16 protein-coding genes are annotated in these 16414 nt (G+C 38.5%); 4 read left to right on the forward strand and 12 right to left on the reverse strand.

Annotated elements, in window-relative coordinates; translation table 11 throughout:
• The first annotated feature begins 5 nt into the window (after positions 1-5).
• Entirely contained in the window at positions 6-1082 is a 1077-nt protein-coding gene (locus HYT61_00135; protein ID MBI2062648.1) for a hypothetical protein, read from the forward strand.
• 16 nt (positions 1083-1098) lie between these two features.
• Here the strand turns inward: HYT61_00135 and HYT61_00140 are convergent, their stop codons facing one another.
• From HYT61_00140 to rpmH, 6 genes are all read right to left on the reverse strand, one after another.
• A complete protein-coding gene (locus tag HYT61_00140; GenBank protein MBI2062649.1) occupies positions 1099-2544 on the reverse strand; it encodes a flippase in 1446 nt (481 codons plus the stop codon).
• Positions 2545-2736: 192 nt separating this feature from the next.
• Positions 2737-3255, reverse strand: a complete 519-nt coding sequence (locus tag HYT61_00145) for a hypothetical protein (GenBank protein MBI2062650.1) — start codon at positions 3253-3255, stop codon at positions 2737-2739.
• A gap of 12 nt (positions 3256-3267) precedes the next feature.
• The gene (locus HYT61_00150; GenBank protein MBI2062651.1) at positions 3268-3984 is read right to left on the reverse strand and encodes a membrane protein insertase YidC; all 717 of its coding nucleotides are present in this window, start codon (positions 3982-3984) and stop codon (positions 3268-3270) included.
• Positions 3985-3987: 3 nt separating this feature from the next.
• Positions 3988-4224 carry a membrane protein insertion efficiency factor YidD gene (yidD, locus tag HYT61_00155; GenBank protein MBI2062652.1) on the reverse strand — a complete coding sequence of 79 codons (237 nt, stop codon included), beginning with the start codon at positions 4222-4224 and terminating at the stop codon, positions 3988-3990.
• A gap of 129 nt (positions 4225-4353) precedes the next feature.
• Positions 4354-4689, reverse strand: coding sequence for a ribonuclease P protein component (gene rnpA / locus HYT61_00160; protein ID MBI2062653.1), 336 nt, complete (start codon positions 4687-4689; stop codon positions 4354-4356).
• A gap of 55 nt (positions 4690-4744) precedes the next feature.
• Positions 4745-4882: a 50S ribosomal protein L34 gene (rpmH, locus tag HYT61_00165; GenBank protein MBI2062654.1), complete on the reverse strand. Its 138-nt coding sequence runs from the start codon at positions 4880-4882 to the stop codon at positions 4745-4747.
• A 121-nt stretch (positions 4883-5003) separates the two neighbouring features.
• Between rpmH and dnaA the strand changes: the two genes are divergently transcribed.
• Positions 5004-6374 carry a chromosomal replication initiator protein DnaA gene (gene dnaA, locus HYT61_00170; GenBank protein ID MBI2062655.1) on the forward strand — a complete coding sequence of 457 codons (1371 nt, stop codon included), beginning with the start codon at positions 5004-5006 and terminating at the stop codon, positions 6372-6374.
• A 282-nt stretch (positions 6375-6656) separates the two neighbouring features.
• Positions 6657-7754: a DNA polymerase III subunit beta gene (dnaN, locus tag HYT61_00175; GenBank protein MBI2062656.1), complete on the forward strand. Its 1098-nt coding sequence runs from the start codon at positions 6657-6659 to the stop codon at positions 7752-7754.
• 8 nt (positions 7755-7762) lie between these two features.
• Here dnaN and HYT61_00180 read toward each other — a convergent pair whose 3' ends face one another.
• Positions 7763-9943 (reverse strand): penicillin-binding protein, encoded by a 2181-nt coding sequence (locus HYT61_00180; GenBank protein MBI2062657.1) that lies wholly within the window; start codon positions 9941-9943, stop codon positions 7763-7765.
• A 49-nt stretch (positions 9944-9992) separates the two neighbouring features.
• On the opposite strand from HYT61_00180, the gene tyrS reads away from it, so the two are divergent.
• Positions 9993-11186 (forward strand): tyrosine--tRNA ligase, encoded by a 1194-nt coding sequence (tyrS, locus tag HYT61_00185; protein MBI2062658.1) that lies wholly within the window; start codon positions 9993-9995, stop codon positions 11184-11186.
• A 273-nt stretch (positions 11187-11459) separates the two neighbouring features.
• Here tyrS and ruvC read toward each other — a convergent pair whose 3' ends face one another.
• From ruvC to HYT61_00210, 5 genes are all read right to left on the reverse strand, one after another.
• A complete protein-coding gene (gene ruvC, locus HYT61_00190; protein ID MBI2062659.1) occupies positions 11460-11942 on the reverse strand; it encodes a crossover junction endodeoxyribonuclease RuvC in 483 nt (160 codons plus the stop codon).
• A gap of 122 nt (positions 11943-12064) precedes the next feature.
• Positions 12065-12598 (reverse strand): YebC/PmpR family DNA-binding transcriptional regulator, encoded by a 534-nt coding sequence (locus HYT61_00195; GenBank protein ID MBI2062660.1) that lies wholly within the window; start codon positions 12596-12598, stop codon positions 12065-12067.
• Positions 12599-12607: 9 nt separating this feature from the next.
• Positions 12608-13282 (reverse strand): hypothetical protein, encoded by a 675-nt coding sequence (locus HYT61_00200; GenBank protein ID MBI2062661.1) that lies wholly within the window; start codon positions 13280-13282, stop codon positions 12608-12610.
• A 34-nt stretch (positions 13283-13316) separates the two neighbouring features.
• A complete protein-coding gene (ruvB, locus tag HYT61_00205; GenBank protein ID MBI2062662.1) occupies positions 13317-14345 on the reverse strand; it encodes a Holliday junction branch migration DNA helicase RuvB in 1029 nt (342 codons plus the stop codon).
• A 251-nt stretch (positions 14346-14596) separates the two neighbouring features.
• Positions 14597-16264 (reverse strand): type II/IV secretion system protein, encoded by a 1668-nt coding sequence (locus tag HYT61_00210; protein MBI2062663.1) that lies wholly within the window; start codon positions 16262-16264, stop codon positions 14597-14599.
• Between the last annotated feature and the right edge of the window lie 150 nt (positions 16265-16414).

Genomic DNA, 16414 nt, shown 5'->3' on the forward strand with positions numbered 1-16414 from the left:
AAAAAATGCTAAAAAAACTTGCGATTTCTTTTATCTTTATCCTCATCATCACAGCCACTTTCCTGGCCGGTTATTTGTTCAGCCGTAAATCAGACTTGCCAGATCAACAAGCCTTGATAAATAATTCGCTAGTTGAACGCTTTAATCAAACTGAAGAAAAATACGTTGAGCCGACTGGCCTTTTTGAGCTTACATCTGGCGAAGCAAGTTTTCCAACGATTCGAGCGAACGGCGAAATATGGTACTACACGCCCAAAAATGGAGAGATACGCTCTGCTTCATTTAAAAACCTTCTTGCCGGTTCTGCCCTTGTCGCAAAAATTCAACCCAACGCAATCAATATCAGCTGGGGATCAGATAAGACATTGCTGGCAAATTATTCAACAGGCGCGATTTACTACGATCTCGGTTCAAATTTTTCCAAAAAATATGAGATTAACATAAAAAACCCCGTTCTATCCAAAACAGGAAACAAAACCGCCTACATTTATTTTAACCAAGAATCGGGAGAAGGTAATATCAGCATCGCCAACCCCAAATTAGAGTCATTCAAAAATGTTCTTCCGACTCGTTTTACAAACTGGCAAATCAAATGGTTGGGAGAAAACAAACTAGCGCTTACTAAACCGCCGACTCTGGAAAGTTCTCAAGCGTCACTTTTTACTTTGGACACGGAAAATGGAAAAACATTACAAAATATAATCAACTTAAAAAATAATCTTGAAGTCGCGTGGTCGCCTGACGAACAAAAAATAGTTTATTCTTATGTTGACTCTTCAACCGGGCAAAACGGTTTGTATCTTATGAATTTGGGCGCCAAAGAAGAAATGCCCCTCAATCTGAACTATACTGCTTCTAAATGTGTTTGGAGTTTTGATAATAAAACCGTTTACTGCGCCGGGGTAGATTCATTCGTGTCCTTAGACGCGACAGCGGCAAATGCGGGCACCCAGACAATCGCTAACTCCCAAAGCATTGACGCCTCTTCCGCCACAAATCTTTTTCTAACCAGCACTGGCGACTATATTATCTTCAAAAATATCAAAGACGGTAAGTTGTACGGGCTACATTTGGCACAGTGATAAACAAAACGGGTTTCTACCAATTCTCAATTTCCTCGGGTAGCTCCGGGGATTTTTTTATGGAGATAATCTCACGAAGGTCAGCTCTTGTAAAAACTCTCAATGCCAACAATAGAGGAAAATACAACAACGAAATAAGCGATGCTTTAGTAAAACTGTCCGTAAGAGGATACATCAACACTGCTATGATGGTCATGGCCAAAATAGTTTTGGCAAATAAGGTCTTGTTGACTGTAATTTTAATACTGCGATGAATCAACCAAAACATAGCAAGGGTTATAAAAATCTCGGTTACTACCGTCGTTGAGGCGGCGGCAAAGTAGCTGTACTCGGGAATCAATAAAAAATTAAGTCCGACGTTGATTACCGCTCCGGTAAAATAAATCCACATAGCTTTTCTTTGCAAGTTTAGCGCGATAATCGTGTTGCCACCCAAATTGCCGAAAAATATCAAGAGTATGGCAAAACTCAAAATCTTAAGAACCGGGCTGGCTTCAAGGAACGCACCTCCACCAATTGCTCTTACTATCCAATCAGACATCAAAAAAATATAGACGGAAAAATAAAGGGCGAAAATTGTGACTACATTAAATGCGCTCTTGAAAGTTTTGATGAACTCCGGCCTGTTTTTAACCGCAAATCGGGAAAGGAGAGGCATTACCAGACCAATATAAATTGCCGGCAGGAATATAACCGCCTCCAAAACTTTGTAAGCAGCAGAGTAAATGCCGACGTCTTGGGCCGGCTTCATTACTGAAAGCATAACTGTATCCAGTTTGAAATAGATAAGAACTAGCACTAAAGAAACCGCGATAGGGAAAGCAGTCTTGAGGGCATGGCGGAAATAAACAAAGTCAATCATCGGCTTTACCTTGACCATGCGTCTGGAAAATCCATAGATAAGGACAAGGTGAACCGTTTCCGAAAAAACCACAACGGCTACGAACCACAAAAGGCCAGTTTCAAATTTGATTAAAATTGCCAACGAGCCCAGTTGGACAAATCGCGCTAAAATATCGGCAAATGAAACAAAATAAATACGCACATATTTCTGGAATATACCGGTTAAAACTTGCGCCAAAGAAGAACCGATGGAAAAAAGAGAAGCAATTAGAACACCGAGTTTAACTTTAAGAGGGTAGGGAAAGGCAAAAACTAACAGATCAGCCAAAATTATTATTGAAACTACCGTCAGAAGACGCAGAGTAAAAATTTTACTGGCTATCTTCCTTTCTTCACCAGGCTCACTGATACGCGAAATTTCTCGGACCATAAAAGTATGAAGTCCGAGATCGGCAACAGCGGTAAAAATATAAAGGTAAGCGAAAATCGCGCTGTATTGGCCGAATCCCTCCGGCCCCAAAAAACGCGTCAAAATTCCAACAACAACCAAACTCAATCCGCCGATTATCCCGCGGGATAATGTCGCGATACCCAAATTATATGAAATCTTTTGCAACATCGCTGTTTGTTTTATCTAACAAAATATTACCAGCATTACTTCGTAGCGACAACTCATCGCGCTAAACAAATCTGCGTACGAAAATGTGTGTTTACAATCTGCCTTGTGAAAGTAAAAGACAAAACCCGCCTTATCGGCGGGTTTTGGTTTCTAAAAAATACCCTGGTGTAAATAATACTTGTCAGATTTTAATTAAAGGGTTAGGGGCTTAACGACAATGCGGCGGCGAGGTTCTTGGCCGATGCTTTCGGTTTGAACTTCTTTAAACGCAGCCAATTCGGTATGCACCAAACGCCGCTCGTAAGAACTCATGGGCGGTAAGGCTTCGGCCTTTTGTGTTTGAACTACACGCTTGGCAATGTTACGAGCTGTCTCAATAAGATAATTTGTTTTGGACTTTCTGTAATCATTTATATCAACAATAAAATTAATCGGCGGCTGACCAGTAGAAACAGCAAAAGCACGATTTACGAGCAGGCGAACAACATGATCAAAAGCGCTAAGGTTCTGGCCGTTTTTGCCAATTAGTATGCTTAAGTCTTTATCCGACTCAATTGAAACCACCGAAAAGTTTCCTCTTTTTTCTTCTGTCAACATTCCTGGTTCCGACTCCGTCAAACTTTCAGTCAACTTAACTTCTCCTTCAAAACCAACCTTATCCAACAGGTCTTTAACAATTTCTATTATTTTATTTTTTACATCTTCGTTCATGTTTGCTTGTAATTATTGCAGACTTGCCGTTTTATATTTTCTATTTATATACAACTGTTCAAATATAGAAAATACGGTAGCCGCAACCCAATAAATAACCAGTCCAGTTGGTAAATTCCAAGCGATAATTATAACCATAACAGGGAAAAAATACAACATTTGTTTATTCATCTGAAAAGCGGCTGTCGGACTACTTTTGTCCACCGGCCCCTGCAGTTTTGCCGCTTGCTTGGACTGAAACCATTGCATAACTCCAGCCAAAATTGCAAGGTACGGGCTCTTATGCGTTAAATCAATAAAGCCAAATGCGATTTGTTTTATAGCTCCAGGATTATCAATAAAAGAATAGAGCGCGCTAAAACTTTCTGGTTTCAATCCTGACCCCAGGGCGCTATAAAGCGCTATCAACACCGGTAATTGGACAAGAATTGGCAAACAGCCGCCGAACGGATTAACTTTGTGCTCTTTGTATAATTCCATTGTTGCTCGGCCTAACGCCTGTTTGTCGTTTTTATACTTATCTTGAAGCTCCTTTATTTTTGGTTGTAATCTGCCCAATTCTTTTTGTGAAACCAGAGCTTTTATTGAAAGCGGAAAAAAAACAAACCTTACGATTAATGTCAGTAAGATGATGGCCAAGCCGAAATCGCCTCCGGGAATAATGTTGTAAATAAAAATCAGGAGGTTAAATAAGGGACGGAACAGAAGTTGGTTATAAAGTTCTGTCATGTGTTAATTGTTAGAAACTAAGTCAATACCGCCTTTTGAAAGTGGATTGCATTTTAATATTCTAGCCAAGCCTTTTAATAAGCCCCTGCCTAAACCAAATTTTTCTATTGCTTCGCGGGTATATTGCGAGCAACTTGGATAAAAACGGCAACGCATGTTATTTCCGGTAAATATAAGACCGTGATCAGGTGATAAAGTTTTTTGATAAAGACTGATGAGTTTTAAAAATATTTTTTTCATCCCGTTAGAGACAGGCTGCGACTATGTCGCAACCGTGCCCAGTTAGCTTGTTATTTATTCCCGTTGAGATATTTTAGCCATCACCTTTTTAAAAAAGTGTTTGCTGTGTCTCTAACGGGATTCATAATTCTATTGACTAAAAATCTTTTTGATTGTTTCTTCTAAATCCTTCTTGATTTCTTTTGATGTCTTATCTACGATACTTAATGTAGCAGTAATCACGAGGTCGTACGATTTTTCTAAAAAATGTCCAGAGCGAATGATTTCTGTACAAATTCTTTTTAGACGATTCCTTAATATTGCTCTTTTTAAAATCTTGGCAGATACAATTACTGCTATCCGCAGAAATCCTGTCTCATTTTTTAAGAACCGGATAAAGAAAAAACTGTTTCTTACAGTTTTCCCTTGCCTTAAAACATAATTCAGATCTTTTCTGTTTAATCGATACTTACGAGCTAGCGCCAATTTTACTAAAATCTACTGACTGCTGACTAAAGTTATTAACTTTAGAGCTTAGTCTTTAGACTGTTAATTTGTACCTATTTTTCTGCCGACGTCGAGCCAACACTTTTCTTCCATTCTTAGATCTGGCGCGCTTTAAAAATCCGTGTGTCTTCTTTCTTTTTTTCTTTTTTGGACGATATAGTGTTATTTTCATATTCCTATACTATAGCAAAGCATATTAATTTTGCAATTAATACTGGTTGTTCACTTTTCATCAACAAATTGTCAACGAAATTATATTTTTAATGTTTTTTTATTAATCTATACTTAATTTAATGATCAACGAAGAGCTCTGGAAAGCAGTGTTAACAGAGATGGAGTTGTCCCTTTCTAGGGCTAATTTTACTACCTGGTTTAAAGGTACTTCTTTACTGGCTTACAATAACGGGTCTGTTTTAGTTAGTGTCCCTAATGGTTTTGTTAAAGAATGGCTAGAAAATAAATTTGGCAAACAGATTCTCCAAGTGATAAGGAACTTGCAGCCGGATGTTAGGGAAGTTAAGTACGCCGTGGGTGGTATTCGCATAGGCTTGGCAATCCAAAAAAGAGATTTTGCTCAATTACTTCCTGAAAAAAATACTGATGAAAAATCAGATGCTGATATAGACAAGACTACCAACTTGAATAAACGCTATACTTTCGGTTCTTTTGTGGTTGGCAGTAACAATGAATTGGCGCATGCCGCCAGCTTAGCAATTACAAAAAACTTAGGTAAAACCTATAACCCGCTTTTTATCTATGGCGGGGTGGGCTTGGGCAAAACTCATTTACTTCAAGCAACTGGCAATCAAATAGGTTTAAGTTATCCAGATAAAAAAGTATGCTATATTTCTTCAGAAAGGCTGACAGCTGACATAATAGAATCATTAAAAAACAAAACAATTGAAGAAATGAAACAACGCTATGCCAAGCTTGATCTTCTAATTATAGATGATATCCAATTTATTGCCGGCAAAGAAAGAACCCAAGATATTTTCTTTTCTACTTTTAATGAACTTTACGGCAAGAATAAACAAATCGTTTTATCTTCTGATAGACCCCCAAGCGCAATACCGGCACTAGAAGAACGTCTTCGCTCTAGGTTTGAAGGGGGTATGATAGCTGATATTGGAATTCCTGATTACGAGACACGACTTGCGATTCTTAATATGAAATGCAAGGATAAAAATTTTGAAGTTGATCAAAACTCCCTTGCTTATATTGCTTCGAACATCCAAAAAAATATCCGTGAGCTTGAAGGTGCGCTAAATAGGATAAGAGCTTTTAGCCAGATATATAATAAGGTTCCTGACTTTAAAGAAGTTAAGAAACTTTTAGCAGCCTACCTTAACACTCCTTATCGCAAAACAACTCATCAATCAATTTTAAAATCAGTCGCTGATTTCTACAGCATACCAATTACTGACCTAATCAAAAGGAGCCGAAAAAAAGAAATTGTAAGGCCAAGACAAATTGCTATGTTTTTATTACGAGAAGAAACAAAATCATCTTTCCCTGAAATAGGTTCAAAACTAGGCGGCCGTGATCATTCGACAGTAATACATGCTTATGAGAAAATAAAAAAAGAAGAAGAAAATGAAGAAGTAACTAAACAAGAATTAACTTTAATAAAAGAAAGAATTTACCAAACTTTTGAAAATTCTTAACTATTTACTAGATAAAAAATTATTATATTTTTAGTGACTAACATGTTGATATGCGTGTTAATTACCTATTAATAATTCATTGATAATATTCTACTTTTAAATGCTCAAAAAATAAAATTAAAAATTATACGCTATTTATAAATAAAATATCCCTAAATTATTCACAGGTTTTACAATAAAGATTACTATTATAATTACTGGTTAAATTATTAATTCTACTACTTATAAACATCTATTATAATTATTATTTATTTTAAAATCTAAATAATTATAATCAAAATTATGGATCTAGTGGTTAATCAAAAAAGACTTATTTCAGCAGTAAGGACAGTAGAAAAAATAGTTTCTAAAAATATTTCGTTACCAATATTGAATACAATATTACTTAAAACTGACAACGGAAGATTAAAATTATCAGCAACTAATTTAGAAATAGGAATTAATTATTGGTTAGGAGTAAAAATAAACGAAAATGGAGAAATTGCTGTTCCTGCAAGAGTTTTTTCAGATTTTATCAATAATGTAACTGATGAAAAGTTATCTTTAATAACTAAAAAAAATACAATTTTTATTAATTCTGAAAATTATAAAACACAAATACTTGGTATAGAAACCAAAGATTTTCCTATAATTCCACAAATTAAAAAAGAAGCGTCTTTTAAAATAAATAGTCAAAAAGTAAAAACAGCATTAACGAGTGTTATTGATTCCGCTTCATTATCAGAAACTAGGCCAGAAATTAGCGGAGTATATGTGAGTATTTCTTCTAAAAAAGCAGAATTTGCAGCTACAGACAGTTTTCGTCTTTCTGAAAAAATAATTGATTTACTAGATAGTTCAGCAAAAACTTTTATTTTACCTCGCAATACGGTTGTAGAAATAATTAGAGTTGCTGAAAATATTGAAGGAGATTTATCTTTTGTTGTTTCCGATAACCAAATTCTTATTTATGGTGATGATTTTGAAATTATTTCTCGTCTTATTGACGGACACTACCCGGAGTATAAAAGAGTAATACCAGAAAAATTTGTTGCACTTGCTAAGGTGCAAAAAAGCGAATTTGAAAAATCAATTAGAATGGCAAGCATTTTTTCGTCTTCAATTTCTGATATTAAAATTAAAGCAGATAAAGATTTAATGGAAATTTCCGCTAAAAATAGTGATCGTGGTGAAATAGCTGCTAATCTTGCATGTGAGATTAAAAATAAGCCATTTGAAATTTCCGTTAACTACCATTACTTACTAGATGGTTTAAAATCAGTGTCTACTGATCACGTTATTTTGGAGTTTACAGGCGATGGAGGTCCGCTTGTAATAAAAGGTGAAAACCAAAAAGATCATACTTATGTGATTATGCCATTGAGAAATTTAAGAAACTAGATATAAAATTAGGGATTTATGGCCGGAGTTGTGGAGGCTTGTGGAGTGAGGTTGGTGAGCCATTTTTGAACAGCATCCTCCCAATTTGAAAATTGCGAATCAGAATATAGATTTAATGGATATGGCCCAGTTGGGTCATTTTTATTTATATAGTAAAGAATAGAATGTATACCATCGGGACCATTATAGTTGCCATTAAGCATAATTTTATCAGTAGTAATAGGGTCTGGTTTAATGAATTGTTCTGGTGTGGTACCAACTAAAGCACGTGCCATAAATTCGTGCCACATAGGGGCAGCTGCAGATAAACCGGCACCCTCTCTGGTCATCGAGGTATTGTCGTTATTGCCAGTCCAAACGCCTACAACAAGTGAAGGTGTGTATCCGAGTAGCCAACCATCGCGATTCTCTTGTGTGGTGCCGGTTTTAGCGGCCACAGGACGTTCCGGGAAGTGCAAGGGACTGTTGTAGCCAAATACCGGTCCACGGGCGTTATTATCAGATAAAACGTCAGTGATAAGCCGTGCAACTTGGGGGTCGAGCACACGCTCTTCCTCTCTCTTGTATTCTTCCAGGATTGTGCCATCACTTGCGACAACCTTAAGCAAGAAAGACGGGAAAACCCTAATTCCGTCATTTGCAAAAACTCCGTAAGAATTAACCATATCAACTAATTTGACTTCGCCTCCGCCAAGTACCAGAGAAAGACCGTAGCGGGAGCGATCATTTAAAGTGGTAATTCCCATTTGGTGGGCGAAATCAATCGTATCATCAGTGCCAGCAAGATAAAGTGTTTTTACAGAAGGCAAGTTAAGCGATTGACCCAAAGCTTGACGCATAGTTACTGGTCCGCGAAATCGGCCATCGTAGTTTTGAGGATTGTAACAATCCTCGCCGTTGGCGTTCTTTTTTTGAAAAGTGGATGGATTACAGTTAGGATTAAATTCGGTGGGTAAATCAAATAGAATTGTTGAATCGGTAAAACCTTTGAGAAAAGCCACAGAGTAAGCAAATGGTTTAAACGAAGAACCTGGTTGGCGATAAGCCAAGGCTACATTGAAATTACCTTCAAACTTGCAGTTATCGCCAGGAATGCAACCTTCCGGTTCGGGTTTGCCAAAATAATCTTTGGAGCCGACCATAGCAAGAATCTGTCCAGTTTTTGGATCTGCGGCGACAAGCGCGGCATTGTTTGCTTTATACCTCTCGGTATTTATTTTAGCGTATTTTTCTACAGTTTCTTCGGCTACTGTTTGTAAATTGGTATCCAAGGTTGTGATTACGCGTAGACCGCCATTTTGGACAGTGTCTTCACCGTATTTTTTTACCAAATATTCACGTAACATAATAACGAAATGCGGAGCAATAATGCTTTCTTGAAATGGTTTAATTTGGGGAGTTTCTTTAACTGCTTTATCGTATTCGTTTTGGGTAATAATTTGGCTGTTTTTCAGTCGTTCCAAAAGGTAATTTCTTCTAGTGATAAGTTCTGAAAAATGGTTACCATAGGGCGAGTAATAACTTGGGGCCTTAGGGAGTGATGCAAGAAGAGACGCTTCCGACCAGCTTAATTCTTTGGCTGATTTGTCAAAAAAGGTCTGACTGGCTGCTTCAATACCATAAGCGTTAGAGCCATAAGGTATTTGGTTTAGATACATCCAAAATATTTCATCTTTGTTGAATTTACGTTCAACTTGGATTGATAGTACTGCTTCTTTGATCTTGCGCGGCAAGGTTTTTTCTTTGCCAAGGAGAGAGAGCTTAATGAGTTGTTGAGTAATAGTAGAACCGCCTTGCGAGGCGCTTAAACTAATTACATCTTTGTAAAAAGCCCGCAAAATACCTCGAAAGTCCACACCCTTATGTTTGTAAAAATCAGCGTCCTCGGATAGCAGAGTGGCTTTTTTGATGGTCTCGGGCATTTGATTCCAGGCGATAATAGTGCGTTTTTCTTCGCCGTGAATGTCGTATAAAAGCGTTTCGCCGGCGCGGTCATAGATTTTGGTGGACTCGCTTACGCGGCGGGCGGAAATTGCCGAAGGATCGGGAACCTGGCCAGCGTAATAAAGGAACACGGCCACAGAAAAAACCAAGCCGATCACGGCCAGGGTTATTATTCCAACCAAAATATTTTTGATAGTTGCTGACTTGTGCTTATGTACAACAGCCATTAATCTTAATTTTGCCATAATTTAGCTAAATTTACAAGATTCCGGTATGAGTATATAATTTGATTAAATGACAAAAACGGTTACCGACGAAAACAAAATAAATGAGTTTTTGAACTCAAGATACATTGAGGCGGTTTTTCCGTCTAAGGAGAGGGTGGCAGAAATGATGACGGCAGGAAAGCGATTGGTTTTTTATTGGGGGATAGACCCGACCGGGCCGGATGTGCATTTGGGGCACACAACAAATGCATTTATTATGAAAAAGTTATCTGAATTTGGACACAAAATAATTATTCTAATCGGAGATTTTACGGCAACCATTGGTGATCCCACAGACAAGGAAGCTGTACGAAAATCGTTAACAGAAAAAGAAGTCAAAGAAAATATGAAAACCTATTTAGGGCAGATATATAAAATTTTATCCAAAGGATCATTTAAAGTTAGATATAACTCGAAATGGTATAGTAAAATGTTTTATAAAGATTGGTTGAAAGTAGCAATGAAGTTTACCCAACAACAAATGATTGCAAGAGACATGTTTCAGGAACGGCTTAAAAAAAACAAGCCAATCGGGATGCACGAGTTTGATTATCCAATGATGCAGGGCTACGACTCGGTAGTGATGAACGTAGACGGTGAGGTAGGGGGGAATGACCAGACATTTAATATGTTGGTAGGACGAGATTTGGTAAAAGATTTTTTGGGCAAAGAAAAGATTGTAATAACGACGCGGTTATTGGAGGACTCTATAACCAGAAAGAAAATTATGAATAAAAGCGAGGGACAATATATTTCTTTGAACGATTCAGCGGAAAATATGTTCGGCAAAATTATGGCTATGCCAGATTCAGCGATATTGCCCTTATTCAGTTATGCTACCGAAATTACAGATGGTAAAATCGGTGAAATAAAATCGCGTCTTAAAGGCGGAGAAAATCCGATGGTTACCAAAAAAGAGTTAGCTTTTGAGGTGGTCAAAATGTATCATGGAGAAAAGACTGCAAAAAAAGAGGAAGAAAGTTTTGAGAAAGTATATTCGAACGGGCAACTTCCGGAAGATATCAAAGAAGTCGAGAATGGCGGTACGATTCTCCAAACGATGGTGGCAGCTGGCGTAGTAATTTCAAGTTCGGAGGGTAAAAGATTGATAGACCAGGGCGCCGTAAAAATTAGTGATCAAACTGTGAGTCGGTGGGATCAAGAAGTAAAATCGGGCGATGTTGTAAAAGTTGGACCCCATAAGTTTTTTAAACTAAAATAAAAAACCACCGAGCATAGCTCGGTGGTTTTTCTAATTACAGCGTTATCTCCTCTTTTTCTTCTTCTTCTGCGTCCGCTGTTTCACCCTCGGCGGTTACGCCGGTGGTTTCGTCTTTCTCTACGCCTAATTCGTCGGCGTCGATAAGACTGTATTTGATATCATTCATAACGACCTCCCGAATTTTGCTTCTGTCCGCTGATTTCCCAAAATGGGTAACCCCCGAAATAATAGGCAAAATTGGGCTAAAGTTAACTAGGAGTATAGGTTCGAAACCTACACTTCCGTGTATACTACCGTATTCGCGCAACAAATTGCAATAGCCAAAGCATCGGCAACATCATCTGGCCTTGGGATAGTCTTTAGTTCAAGTATCAGCTTTACCATATTTTGCACCTGCGTTTTTTCAGCTCGTCCGTAGCTGGCAACCGCTTGTTTAACCTGTAGCGGGGTGAATTCTGCAATTTCAATGCCGTTTTTAGCGGCGGTATACATTAACACGCCTCTAATTTCACTTACCTTGATTACCGTCTTGGCGTTTTTAAAGAAAAACAAACTTTCAAGCGCGATTTTATCAGGTTTATATTTTTTAACTAATTTGTCAAAAAAATTATAGACATCAACGACGCGGTCGCTATTTTTTATGTTTACCCCCGTTTTAAAATCGCCGAAATTAACGGCCTTATAATTTTTGCCGCTTACGTCTACAATGCCGTAGCCAATAAGTGAAGTACCGGGATCGATGCCTAATATGCGCATAACTAAAATTTCTAATTAATCTAATTACTAATTGATCTAAATAAACCTCCAGTATCTAATCCCCAATTAGTTATTAGTCATTTGTTATTATTCGGTAATTAGAGCAATTAGAAATTAGAAATTTACAAATTTGGCTCAGCCAAATTTGTGTACACATTTTCCACATCCTCATTATTGTCTAGCGCTTCAAAAAGTTTATCCAGTTTTTGATGGATTTCGGGGGCAGTTTCAATCGGAGCGTGAGGGTTCCAGTTTTTATCAAACATCCAGTTAAGTGAATTTTCTGGCACCATTTTAATTTCATGTTCCGCAAGAATGTGTTTGATTTCATTTACGGTCCGATTTTTATTATCAGTTATAGCTATAATTATAAGAGCAATACCGGCTGGTCCCATGGTTTGTATTACTAACTCATTCAGCGCAGTAGTGTCTTTATCGCCGGCTTTTTTTATTGCCCGTTCAATATTATCCTTTGGCATATTGAGAACTCGCGCTTCGTCAATAACAGATTGAAGTTTGTAATTAGTGGAAGGATCCATACCTTCACGTGCGGCAACTGATATTTTCTTTGCCAACTTACTAAAAAGTTGACCCTTTTTCTGGTCGCTGATTCCTTTTTTGTGTTTTATCTGACTCCATTTAGAATGCCCGGACATATTGCTAAGTTATCGCTCTATAATAACCATTTGCAGTGATTTTGAGAAGCTTTGTTCGTTTTTGGAACAATTTATATCTATGTTTGCCGTTCCCGGTGTTGTGTTCCAGTTAATTTTCCACGACCAAGTTATGGTCCCGGAATTATCGGCTAGCTTATCTTCAAGTCCTTTAGCGTTTGATTGATTGCCGCTTGGCAGGGTAACCGTAATATCACATTTGGCTTCTGGCGCAGTTTTTATATCAAGTTGAGCGGTGTCATTTTGTTTAACCGGAGAAGTTATAGAAACGACGATTATTTCATTAGTTTGTTGTGTAGGTTGTGGAGTTAGTGTCAGGGTAGGTGTCGGTGTAGGGGATGAGACTTGCCCTGATAGGGGCAGGCCACTGTTAGTAGCCGCCGGTTCTAATGGGGTTGGCGTAGGAGTTGACGAAACAACTGGTGAAGGAGTAGGTATAGGCGTAGTCGCAAAGGATGAAATTGGCGATGGAGTGTACGTTTTAGTAGCAGTTTTATTGGGTTTGGTTGCGAGTTTAGGCGTCGGAGTTTTAGTTGAATATTGATTTTGGATATTTTGAATAATTTGAGCGTAATTTTCTTCCTTCGGTCCGGCTTTATAATTTTCAAACAAAAACAATCCGCCAATTGTAACCCCAAAAGTTATAGCCGCTAGTAATAATCGCATGCCGGCAATATAGCAATTAATCTAATTTTTGCAACTAAATCAAAGATCCTTGCGAGTCCTTTTTTTGAGCAAGCCCCAAATGTTTGGCGGCGAGGTCGGTGAGCATGCGGCCGCGGGAGGTGCGGGCGAGGAAACCAATTTGCATAAGATATGGTTCGTAGACGTCTTCAATTGTATCTTCTTCTTCAGCAATAGCGGCGGCGATTGATTTGAGTCCAACCGGACCACCAGCGAAGTTTTTGTGTATCAAGGTTAATATCTTGCGGTCTGTAGCATCAAGCCCCAACTCATCAATGCCGAGTAGTTCCAAAGCCTTGTTTGCAAACGCACTAGTCAAGACAGGTGAGTCCTGTACCTGCGCATAGTCACGTACGCGTTTAAGCAATCTGTTGGCAATGCGTGGCGTAAATCGTGAGGCGGCGGCAATTTTATCTATCGCATCCTTGTCTACCTCAATTTTTAGTAATTTGGCGGAACGTCGCAGTATTTTTTGCACTTCTTCTTTATTGTAAAAATCTAATTTGTAGTGAGCTCCGAATCGGGAACGAAAAGGGTTGGACAGAAGCGAGATGCGCGTGGTGGCTGCAATCAAAGTGAAACGTGGGAGCTTAACCTGTAATGTTTTGGCCGAAGTTCCTTTGCCGATAATTATATCAAGGCAGTAGTTTTCCATTGCCGGATACAAGGTCTCTTCAACTGTTTTATTTAGCCTGTGTACTTCGTCAATAAACAGAAAGTCGCCGTCAGATAGTCCTGTGAGAATAGATCCGATGTCTCCAGCTTTTTCCAGTGCTGCACCGGAAGTTATACGGATGCCGGCGCCAGATTCCTTGGCAATCAAATAAGCAAGAGTGGTTTTTCCAAGACCGGAGGGTCCATGTATCAGAATATGTTCAAGCGGTTCTTTGCGCTTTTTGGCCGCGCCGATTAATATAGCTAGATTTTCTTTAACATTTTCTTGACCTACGTATTCGTCAAATCGTGTTGGTCTCAAAGCCAAATCCAAAACCTGATCGTCCTGATCATGTGAAGTTGTTAGGTTAGGTTTTGGAGGGATTGACATTAAATGTTTTTATCTATAGAATACTAATATAATCCCTATAGGGTTCATAGGGATTTTTGATGGCTATTGACCCCTATAATCTGTAGGCAATTGAGCTGTTTGGGTAACCTTCTGGCTCAATCGGAGCATTTTCGCAGATGGTTAATTTGGCTCCGGCTGGTTTATACCTCGGTACTGCTCTACCCCGGGTTTCCTTAAGTCTGGGTTTTGCCTACAGGTTATAAGGGTTTAGAAGCTATTCTAAAACTGTCTTATTCTCCTATAACCCGCATAACTTCTTCTATAGATGTGGTCCCGTCTAGTACTTTTAATAGTCCATCTTGTAATAATGTAATCATTCCTTTTTTCACAGCTAAGCCGTGGACTTCTGATATCGCCGGTGATGTTAGAATTAGTTTTTCCATTTCGTCGTCAATCTCAAATAATTCATAAATGCCAACCCTGCCTTGATAGCCGGTATTATTGCATTCTTGACATTGTTGAGGATAAAATATTTCCAGTGATTCATTCAATTTCGGTATTTCCATATTTTTTGGTAAAACAGCAAGATATTTTTTAAGCAACTCCAAATCTTCTTTGCTGATTTTCTCTTTTTTCTTACATTTTTGGCAAAGCCGTCTGACTAATCTTTGAGCCATTGCGGCATTAATTGCTGGGGCAATCGTTATCGGTCTTACACCCAAATCTATTAGCCGTGGAATTGTTCCAGAGGCGTTGTTAGTGTGCAACGTTGAAAAAACCAAATGTCCCGTGAGTGCCGCCTGCATGGCAATTTCCGCAGTCTCCACGTCGCGTATTTCGCCTACCAGTATCACGTCGGGATCTTGTCGGACGATTGAACGCAGGCCGCCAGCAAAAGTATAGCCGGCTTTTGGATCAACTTGCGTTTGTGAAACGCCTTCAACATGGTACTCAATTGGATCTTCTATGGTAATTATTTTTACATCAGACTTGTTAACATGTTTTATGAAAGCGTAAAGAGTTGTCGTTTTGCCGGAACCAGTCGGGCCGGTTGTAAGTATCGCACCGCTGGTTTTTTCAAGGAGTTTTTTAATCTGTTCCAATATGTCTTCCCTCATGCCCAAATCCTCAAGTTTTTGCTTGATAGTCGTGGGATCCAATATGCGCATGACGATATTTTCACCGTAATTTCCCGGCAAAATTGAAACCCTGACTTCTATGTCTTGACCCTCTCTTCTTACGGTGAAGCGTCCATCTTGCGGTGAGTCGTGAATGTTTATTTTTAAGCCAGACAGCAACTTAATACGCGAAAGGATATTCGGGTAGCCCTCCGTGGAGAAATCAACAACATCGCTTAACACGCCGTCGAGCCTATAGCGCAGGCGTATTACTTTTTCTTCTGGTTCAAAATGTATATCCGAAGCCTTTATCTTAAGCGCGCCGGCTATTAATATATCAAGAACCTTAGTTATCGGCAGGGCAGTAAGCCGCTCTTTCAGATCAGCTATGTCTTTTATTTGTTTTTCTATATCTGATAGTTCATTTTCTTTGAGAGTGACCACTCCGTGTGTTTCTTCTGTCCGTTCTTTTTTCTCGCGGTATCTTTGCCAAGCCGTTTCTAAACTTAGCGGAGATGTTATCACCAGTCCATAAGCATATCCCTGTGTTTTCAGTTTATTTAAGATAAGTTGTGTTTGTTGGTTTTGCGGGTCAGAAACGGCAATTTTAAGATTTTGTCCAGTTTTTGACAGCACTACCAACTGGCCGCTGCGAGCATCTTTTTCATCCACGATTAAAACAGCATTAGTATCAATGGGAAATATTTTAAGGTCAGCATAAGGCAAACTTGATTTTTGAGCGGTTGCTTTTGTTTCTTCCTCAATTTTTTGTACCTGAATAGAGGAAAGTTTTTCTTCCAGTTCCTTTTCCAAGTCTTGTTTTGTGGATATTTGTGCCACGTATTAATTTTAACACTTTTAAATTATTTTGTTTTCAACATACGAGATATGTAACCCTTTGGTTTAGCAATAACGGGAATCATGGTCAATTGTTGATAATGTGATAAGCTGTTGATAATAATTTAATTAAATAAAAAAACGGCCGGGGCG

The sequence above is a fragment of the Candidatus Yanofskybacteria bacterium genome (assembly GCA_016181175.1).
Lineage (GTDB): Bacteria > Patescibacteriota > Minisyncoccia > 2-02-FULL-40-12 > IGHO2-01-FULL-4-A > 2-01-FULL-44-17.

What these genes read in the sequence shown, in the direction of transcription:
- HYT61_00180 (MBI2062657.1), bottom strand. Translation starts at nt 9,943, where the DNA reads ATGGCAAAATTAAGATTAATGGCTGTTGTACATAAGCACAAGTCAGCA.
- tyrS (MBI2062658.1), top strand. Translation starts at nt 9,993, where the DNA reads ATGACAAAAACGGTTACCGACGAAAACAAAATAAATGAGTTTTTGAAC.
- dnaA (MBI2062655.1), top strand. Translation starts at nt 5,004, where the DNA reads ATGATCAACGAAGAGCTCTGGAAAGCAGTGTTAACAGAGATGGAGTTG.
- HYT61_00150 (MBI2062651.1), bottom strand. Translation starts at nt 3,984, where the DNA reads ATGACAGAACTTTATAACCAACTTCTGTTCCGTCCCTTATTTAACCTC.
- HYT61_00140 (MBI2062649.1), bottom strand. Translation starts at nt 2,544, where the DNA reads ATGTTGCAAAAGATTTCATATAATTTGGGTATCGCGACATTATCCCGC.
- HYT61_00145 (MBI2062650.1), bottom strand. Translation starts at nt 3,255, where the DNA reads ATGAACGAAGATGTAAAAAATAAAATAATAGAAATTGTTAAAGACCTG.
- HYT61_00195 (MBI2062660.1), bottom strand. Translation starts at nt 12,598, where the DNA reads ATGTCCGGGCATTCTAAATGGAGTCAGATAAAACACAAAAAAGGAATC.
- yidD (MBI2062652.1), bottom strand. Translation starts at nt 4,224, where the DNA reads ATGAAAAAAATATTTTTAAAACTCATCAGTCTTTATCAAAAAACTTTA.
- HYT61_00135 (MBI2062648.1), top strand. Translation starts at nt 6, where the DNA reads ATGCTAAAAAAACTTGCGATTTCTTTTATCTTTATCCTCATCATCACA.
- HYT61_00200 (MBI2062661.1), bottom strand. Translation starts at nt 13,282, where the DNA reads ATGCGATTATTACTAGCGGCTATAACTTTTGGGGTTACAATTGGCGGA.
- ruvB (MBI2062662.1), bottom strand. Translation starts at nt 14,345, where the DNA reads ATGTCAATCCCTCCAAAACCTAACCTAACAACTTCACATGATCAGGAC.
- ruvC (MBI2062659.1), bottom strand. Translation starts at nt 11,942, where the DNA reads ATGCGCATATTAGGCATCGATCCCGGTACTTCACTTATTGGCTACGGC.
- dnaN (MBI2062656.1), top strand. Translation starts at nt 6,657, where the DNA reads ATGGATCTAGTGGTTAATCAAAAAAGACTTATTTCAGCAGTAAGGACA.
- rpmH (MBI2062654.1), bottom strand. Translation starts at nt 4,882, where the DNA reads ATGAAAATAACACTATATCGTCCAAAAAAGAAAAAAAGAAAGAAGACA.